The organism is Nocardioides sp., from assembly GCF_051876515.1.
GTDB lineage: Bacteria > Actinomycetota > Actinomycetes > Propionibacteriales > Nocardioidaceae > Nocardioides.
Window position 1 is genome coordinate 1 of sequence record NZ_JBJEHY010000192.1, and the last position, 7,137, is coordinate 7,137.

A 7,137-nucleotide genomic window follows, 5' to 3' on the forward strand; every position below is an offset into this window, starting at 1 on the left:
TCGACACCTGTCCAGATTGTTATGTGACAGAGAGTTACCTCATGCCAAACCCCCTGCTACTGTTCGGCGACCTGTGCTGAGTCCTGGGAGGGAACATGCTGCGCAAGATTGTCAGTTGGGTGCTCATCGGACTGGGAGCATTCCTGCTGGTCATCGCCATCCTGGCGAAGACCTGGGCCCCTGGGGTCCTTCAGAAGACACCGACGAACATCGACCAGATCACCCGCCTCGCGGGCTCCGGCGAGAAGATCAACCCGGAGTCGGGCGAGGTCGAGCCGATCACCGTGCGGGTCACGAACCTCACGCAGACCGACGCTGACCGCTCGGACGACAACAACGTCGTGTGGGCCAGCACCGTGTGCGTGGTCAAGGACGAGCCCGGCACCCCGGACTGCGTCGACGGTGAGGACCCCCGTCTCGTGAGCGCGACGGTGGACGTCTTCCAGACCGACCGCGTCACGGCGCTGGCCACCGGAGGCGACCGTGAGGGGATCCAGAACAAGTTCCCCTTCAACACCGAGAAGCGGACCTACCCCTACTGGGACGGCATTCTCGGTGAGGCCCTCGACGCCGAGTTCCAGGGCACCGAGGACTTCGACGGCGTGGAGTCGTACCACTTCCAGGTGAGCGCCGAGAACGTCGCCGCCGAGGTCTCCAGCGGCATCGACGGCTTCTACACCACCAAGAAGGACATCTGGGTGGAGCCCGTCACCGGCGCCATCATCAACCAGGAGCAGTACGAGCACCGTGAGCTCGAGGACGGCACCGTGGCCATCGACCTGACCGTCGCGATGACGGACGAGCAGGTCGAGAAGAACATCGAGGACGCGAAGACGAACGTCAGCGGCCTCAACCTGCTGCTGAACACCGTCCCGCTCGTCGGGTTCATCGGCGGCGCGCTGCTGCTGGTGATCGGTCTGCTGCTGAGCCGCCGCAAGGCCGAGCAGGCCTGACCGCCCCAGCACCAAACCCTCCTCGAGGCCCCGTCGGCAGTCGCCGGCGGGGCCTCGAGGTGTTCGGGGCTGCGTCGCCCCGGCTCCTAGTCGAGGTCCGCGACGAAGATCGCCGTCCCGGGCGTCAGCAGGCCCCTGGCCCGCGACCACCCTCCCCACACGCGGTCGTGGTCGGCGGGCCACTGCGGTTCCAGCAGCCGTGCCAGTCGGTAGCGCCGTGATGCGAGCAGGTCGACCCAGTCGCCGAGGGTGCGGTGGTGCTCGACGTAGGAGACGTCACCGCTCTCGTCGTCGATCTCCACGTACGGCGTGCGGTCCCAGTACGACTGGCTCGCGGTGAGGCCCGCGGTCGTGGGGTCGTCGGGGAACATCCACCGGGTCGGGTGGGTGATGGAGAAGGCGAACCTCCCGCCGGCCCGCAGCACCCGGGTGACCTCGTCGAGGCAGACGTCGATGTCGCTGACGAACTGCAGCGCCCCGAACGACGAGAAGACGATGTCGAAGGAGTCGTCGACGAAGGGCAGCGAGGTCGCGGTGGCACGCACCGAGGGCACCGGGATCCCGGTCTGCTCGTCGATGCGGCGCGAGTGCTGGAGCTGGCGGTGCGAGAGGTCGAGGCCGATGCCCCGGCCTCCCTGCGTCCACACCCAGCGCGAGCACTGGCCGGCGCCGCTGCCCACCTCGAGCACGTCCTTGCCCCGTACGTCGCCCAGGGCGCGGAGGTCGTCCTCGCGCTGACCTTCCGGTCCCCAGAGGAAACCGGCGTCGCCCAGGAACTCCCCGTGCGTGGCCTGGTACTCGTCGGCGTACCGGTCCCAGTCGGGTCCGTTGGCGGCCCGGGACTCCGCCTCGTCCACCGGTCGACGCTCCACGCGTACCCGTTGAGGCTGGTGATCTTCCACGTCCACGAGCGTAGACCCGCCCACCGCGACCCTCGGGGGCGGACCGGACGGTACGTTGGGCTGGTGCTCGCCGCCTTCCTGCATCCGTTGGAGGGCGGTGCCACTGGCCGCACGTTCAGCGCGGACCTGGGGGAGGGGCCGGTCGTGGTGCGCATCCACCCGCCCGGGGAGGCCCCGGGGCCGTACGCCCCGCAGATCCAGGCCTCCGTCCACCGTCTGGTCCGGGGCCTGGTGCCGGTGCCGGCTGTCCTGGAGACCCGGCCGGGCCGGTTGGACCGGGACGAGCCGGGCCTCCTGGTGACCCAGTTCGTCGCCGGGGAGAGGGGGGACCTCGCGCTGGCCACGATGGCTCCGCGCGAGCGGGGACTCCTGCTCGCCGACCTGGCGCGGATCGCCGCGACCCTCGCCGGCATGCCGCTGCTGGCTGCCGGGCGCTTCCGCGACCCCGACCTGAGGGTCGAACCCTTCGAGGACGACCTCGTCGGGTACGTCACGCGCTCGCTGGGGAACGGGGGCGGCGCCTGGGGGTCGTGGTCGTCCGACCGGCGGGCGCGGCTGCTCTCCGTCGCCGAGGAGGCGCAGGACGTCCTGGACGGTGTGGGCAGAGTGAGCCTCGTGCACGGCGACCTCCACCCCAAGAACGTGCTGGTGGACCCGGAGGCCGCGCGGGTCCTCGCCGTCGTCGACTGGGAGTTCGCCCACGCCGGGCACCCCTTCTCCGACGTGGGCAACCTGCTGCGCGGGGCCCGTGAGCCCGAGGACGAGCGTGCCGTGTGCGAGGCGTGGACCGCCCTGCGCGGGGGAGAGCCCGCGGCGGTCCGCGAGGGCGGTCGGGCGGCGGACCTGCTGGCTCTCGTGGACCTGGTGGACCGCGTGCCCGACCGCCCTGAGGGTCGCCGTGCCGAGGCACTGCTGCGCGCGATCGCCAGCACGGGCGACCTGCACGCCCGGCCCGACTGATCGACCGGTGCGCACCAGTTGGACTCCGCCCGACGAGGGCGCGTACGCTGAGCGGTGCGCCACCGGTCTGTCCTGTCCCAGACGTAGCGGACCACGGCTCGCTGTCACCCGGCCCCACCCACGGTAGGGCCACGGAACTCCCCGGAGATCCGGTCGTGGCAGTGAAATCGGCCTGTGCGCGCACCGGCACGACTTCATCCATCCAAGGACATCCTTCTACTCATGACCATCTCCACGATCCCCGACCACGAGCTGCCCCAGGTTGCAGTCAACGACATCGGGTCGGAAGAGGACTTCCTCGCAGCGGTCGACGCGACCATCAAGTACTTCAACGACGGCGACATCGTCGAGGGCACCATCGTCAAGGTGGACCGCGACGAGGTCCTGCTCGACATCGGCTACAAGACCGAGGGCGTCATCCCCTCGCGTGAGCTGTCGATCAAGCACGACGTCGACCCCAACGAGGTCGTCGCCGTCGGCGACGCCGTCGAGGCCCTGGTTCTCCAGAAGGAGGACAAGGAGGGCCGCCTGATCCTGTCCAAGAAGCGCGCCCAGTACGAGCGCGCCTGGGGCACCATCGAGCAGGTCAAGGAGGAGGACGGCGTCGTCGAGGGCACCGTCATCGAGGTCGTCAAGGGTGGCCTCATCCTCGACATCGGCCTGCGCGGCTTCCTGCCCGCCTCGCTCGTGGAGATGCGTCGCGTCCGCGACCTCCAGCCGTACGTCGGCAAGGAGATCGAGGCCAAGATCATCGAGCTCGACAAGAACCGCAACAACGTGGTCCTGTCGCGCCGTGCCTGGCTCGAGCAGACCCAGTCCGAGGTCCGCCACGGCTTCCTCACCCAGCTCCAGAAGGGCCAGATCCGCAAGGGTGTCGTGTCCTCGATCGTCAACTTCGGTGCCTTCGTGGACCTGGGTGGCGTCGACGGCCTGGTCCACGTCTCCGAGCTGTCCTGGAAGCACATCGACCACCCGTCCGAGGTCGTCGCCGTGGGCGACGAGGTCACCGTCGAGGTCCTCGACGTGGACATGGACCGCGAGCGTGTCTCCCTGTCGCTGAAGGCGACCCAGGAGGACCCGTGGCAGCACTTCGCCCGCACCCACCAGATCGGTCAGATCGTCCCGGGCAAGGTCACCAAGCTGGTGCCCTTCGGTTCGTTCGTCCGCGTCGAGGAGGGCATCGAGGGCCTGGTGCACATCTCCGAGCTGGCCGAGCGCCACGTGGAGATCCCCGAGCAGGTCGTCCAGGTCAACGACGACGTCATGGTCAAGATCATCGACATCGACCTCGAGCGTCGCCGGATCTCGCTGTCCCTCAAGCAGGCCAACGAGACCGCTGCCGCCGTGGACGTCGAGGAGTTCGACCCGACGCTGTACGGCATGACCGCCACGTACGACGAGCAGGGCAACTACGTCTACCCCGAGGGCTTCGACCCCGAGACGGGCGAGTGGCTCGAGGGCTTCGACGAGCAGCGCGCGACCTGGGAGGAGCAGTACGCCAAGGCGCACGCTCGCTGGGAGGCCCACGTCAAGCAGCAGGCCGAGGCCAAGCAGGCCGAGGTCGAGGCTGGCGAGGCCACCTCGTACTCCTCCGACACCCCGGTCGAGACGTCCGGCTCGCTGGCCTCCGACGAGGCCCTGCAGGCCCTGCGCGAGAAGCTGACCGGCGGCGCCTGAGCCACTGGTCGGTGACGCAGCGTCACTGAGCACCAACGAGAACCGCCCCGAGGACTTCCTCGGGGCGGTTCTTCGTTGGCGGGGCCGGGCTGCGCGCCCCCGTGCGGCGTCATCCGAGGCGCAGCGCGGGCGGGAGCAGGTCCGGGTCGGTCTCGTGGGAACGAGGGGGATGCACGGGGGCATCGTGGATCACGGTGCGAGCCGTGAGCACCAGCACGGCGACGACCAGGGCCGTCGCGAGGATCAGCGTCAACAAGGTCATGGATCAACTCTGCGCCGGCAGTGCTGCCGGGTACGAGTGGCAGTAATGACATTGTTCGTTGATTTACTGCCATGCCTGGTGAAGGATGGGCCCATGAGTGGTCTGCACGCGGTCACGCGTCCCATCCGCAGCGTCGCGCTGGTCGTCCAGGACGGGGTGGAGAGCTTCGGGCTGGGCGCGCTGTGCGAGGTGTTCGCGGAGCCGTACCATCCCGAGGAGGACAACCCGGTCTTCGACTTCCGCGTCGTCACGCCGCGTCCCGGTCGCGTACGGGGGAGCTCGGGGTACGACCTCGTCGTCGACCACGACCTCTCGTTCGCCGCGGACGCCGATCTGGTCTGCGTCGTGCCGTACCGCGACTACACCCGACCGGACCCCGCCGTGGTGGACCTGGTCCGGGAGGTGGACGCCCGTCAGGCGTGGCTCTTCGCCCACTGCACGGCCGTGTACGCCCTCGGGCTGGCGGGAGTCCTCGACGGACGTCGCTACGCCACCCACTGGCGGCACGCCGACGCGCTGGCGGCAGCCTTCCCGCTCGCGCAGCTCGACCGCGACGTGCTGTACGTCCACGACGACCACGTGCTGACCGGGGCCGGCACCGCGGCAGGCATCGACGCAGCCCTGCACCTCCTGCGACAGACGTACGGCGCCAAGGTGTCCGCCGACGCGGCCCGGCGGATGGTCGTGCCTCCCCAGCGGGACGGGGGACAGGCGCAGTTCATCGCGCGGCCGGTCCCCACCTGCGACTCCGAGACGCTCGCCGCCCTGCTGGACTGGATCGGGGAGAACCTCACGGCCGACCTCACTGTCGACCGGCTGGCGGCCGAGCTCAACCAGAGTCCCCGGACCTTCGCCCGCCGGTTCAAGCAGGAGACGGGGGCCACGCCGTACAGCTGGGTGCTGAGCCGTCGCGTCCAGGCCGCGGAGGAGCTGCTCGAGCGCAGCGACGCGAGCATCGACGAGATCGCTGACCAGGTCGGTTTCGGGACGGCGGCCGTCCTGCGCCACCACTTCACCAGGGCGCGTGGGGTGAGCCCCACGCGCTACCGCAGGGCCTTCTCGGTATCCGCCCCGGCGCCTTCCCGGGTGGGCTAGTCGCCGCCTTGGCGGGCGGCTCCCGTTCGGCGCGGTGCAGTAGCGTGAGAGCCGATGAGGCTGCTGTTGGGAAGCGCTGGCCGTTCGCGGCGCCAGCGTGCGCGAGTGACGGTGCTGGCCTCGCTCCTGTGCCTGGTCCTCCTGCCGCTGACGGCGTGTGCCCGGGACGACGAGGAGCGCGGAGCGACGCGGATCCTCGTCCTCGGGGACTCGTTGTCGCAGGGGCGGGCCGGGGACTGGACGTGGCGGTACCGACTTGCGCAGCACCTGTCCGACGTCGGGGCCGACGTGGACTTCGTCGGGCCACGTCGTGGTGTGCCGGAGACGACCGACGCTGGTGCCACGTGGCCCGAGACGGACCTCTACGTCGATCCGGAGTTCGACTCCGAGCACGCCTCCCGCTGGGGGCAGAGCGCGACCTGGCTCGAGACGCCGCCGGACGAGCTGGTCGAGGACTTCCACCCGGACGTGGTGGTCCTCGCCCTGGGCACCAACGACCTGGCTTACGCCCACGAGACTCCCGAGCAGACCGTCGACCTGCTGGGTGCGGTCATCGAGAACTTCCGCGCCGCGGACGCGGCCGTCGACGTCGTCGCGATGGGGGTGCCGGTGGCCGAGCAGCCCGGCAGCACCGTCACCAACGATCTCCTGGCCGGCCGCGTCGACGCCTGGGACTCCGACACCTCGCGCGTCGTCCTGGCCCCTGCGGACCGCTACTACGGGCCCTCCACGACGTGGGACGGGGTGCATCCCAACGCCGCCGGTGACTGGGCGCTCGCCCGTGCGGTCGCCGATGGCCTCGCCGAGCTGGGAGTCGGGGAACCGATGGCGGCGCCGTCGACGGACGACGTCGCGGAGGCCGAGCGCCGGCAGGTGGCAGCGCCGTCGCTGGCGGTGTCGGTCGGTGACGGGGAGGCGTACCTGCGGTGGAGCCAGACGGAGTGGGCCGACCACTACCGCGTCCTGTTCCGCGACGTGACGGCGGGACAGGGAGAGATGACCGAACGCGGCGAGGTCGAGGGGACGGCGGAGCGCGTGTCCGGGCTGGTCAACGGCCACGTGTACGAGTTCGCCGTCGAGCCGGGGCGCGGTCCCACCGGGGGCGGTCTCCGCTCACGCTCGCCGGTGGTGGAAGCGGTCCCGACGGCTCCCGCGCTCCCCTCCGTCGCCCTCGCCCCGACCGTCACCGGAGTGGACGGGGCCGTGGCGTTGTCGTGGGCCCCTGCGCCCGGAGTCCCTTCCTACCGGGTCTGGTACCGCCGCACGGGGGAGGGCGGTGGTGGGTGGC

Annotated in this window: 7 protein-coding genes; 5 read left to right on the forward strand and 2 right to left on the reverse strand. The window is 70.4% G+C overall.

From position 1 onward, the window contains the following. Nucleotides 1–95 precede the first annotated feature (95 nt). Entirely contained in the window at nucleotides 96–953 is an 858-nt protein-coding gene (locus ACI379_RS14240; RefSeq protein WP_439792754.1) for a DUF3068 domain-containing protein, read from the forward strand. Nucleotides 954–1,039: 86 nt separating this feature from the next. Here ACI379_RS14240 and ACI379_RS14245 read toward each other — a convergent pair whose 3' ends face one another. After that, nucleotides 1,040–1,855 (reverse strand): class I SAM-dependent methyltransferase, encoded by an 816-nt coding sequence (locus tag ACI379_RS14245; protein WP_439792755.1) that lies wholly within the window; start codon nucleotides 1,853–1,855, stop codon nucleotides 1,040–1,042. 63 nt (nucleotides 1,856–1,918) lie between these two features. Here ACI379_RS14245 and ACI379_RS14250 point away from each other — a divergent pair, with 63 nt between their 5' ends. Beyond that, nucleotides 1,919–2,815, forward strand: coding sequence for a phosphotransferase family protein (locus tag ACI379_RS14250; protein WP_439792756.1), 897 nt, complete (start codon nucleotides 1,919–1,921; stop codon nucleotides 2,813–2,815). Between the two features lie 222 nt (nucleotides 2,816–3,037). After that, nucleotides 3,038–4,492 (forward strand): 30S ribosomal protein S1, encoded by a 1,455-nt coding sequence (gene rpsA, locus ACI379_RS14255; protein ID WP_439792757.1) that lies wholly within the window; start codon nucleotides 3,038–3,040, stop codon nucleotides 4,490–4,492. A 109-nt stretch (nucleotides 4,493–4,601) separates the two neighbouring features. Here rpsA and ACI379_RS14260 read toward each other — a convergent pair whose 3' ends face one another. Beyond that, nucleotides 4,602–4,754, reverse strand: coding sequence for a hypothetical protein (locus tag ACI379_RS14260; protein ID WP_439792758.1), 153 nt, complete (start codon nucleotides 4,752–4,754; stop codon nucleotides 4,602–4,604). Between the two features lie 93 nt (nucleotides 4,755–4,847). Between ACI379_RS14260 and ACI379_RS14265 the strand changes: the two genes are divergently transcribed. Beyond that, complete coding sequence (locus tag ACI379_RS14265; RefSeq protein ID WP_439792759.1) at nucleotides 4,848–5,849, forward strand: GlxA family transcriptional regulator; 1,002 nt, start codon at nucleotides 4,848–4,850, stop codon at nucleotides 5,847–5,849. A gap of 105 nt (nucleotides 5,850–5,954) precedes the next feature. Beyond that, nucleotides 5,955–7,137: GDSL-type esterase/lipase family protein (locus tag ACI379_RS14270; RefSeq protein ID WP_439792760.1), on the forward strand; the 1,183-nt coding region annotated here is incomplete at its 3' end.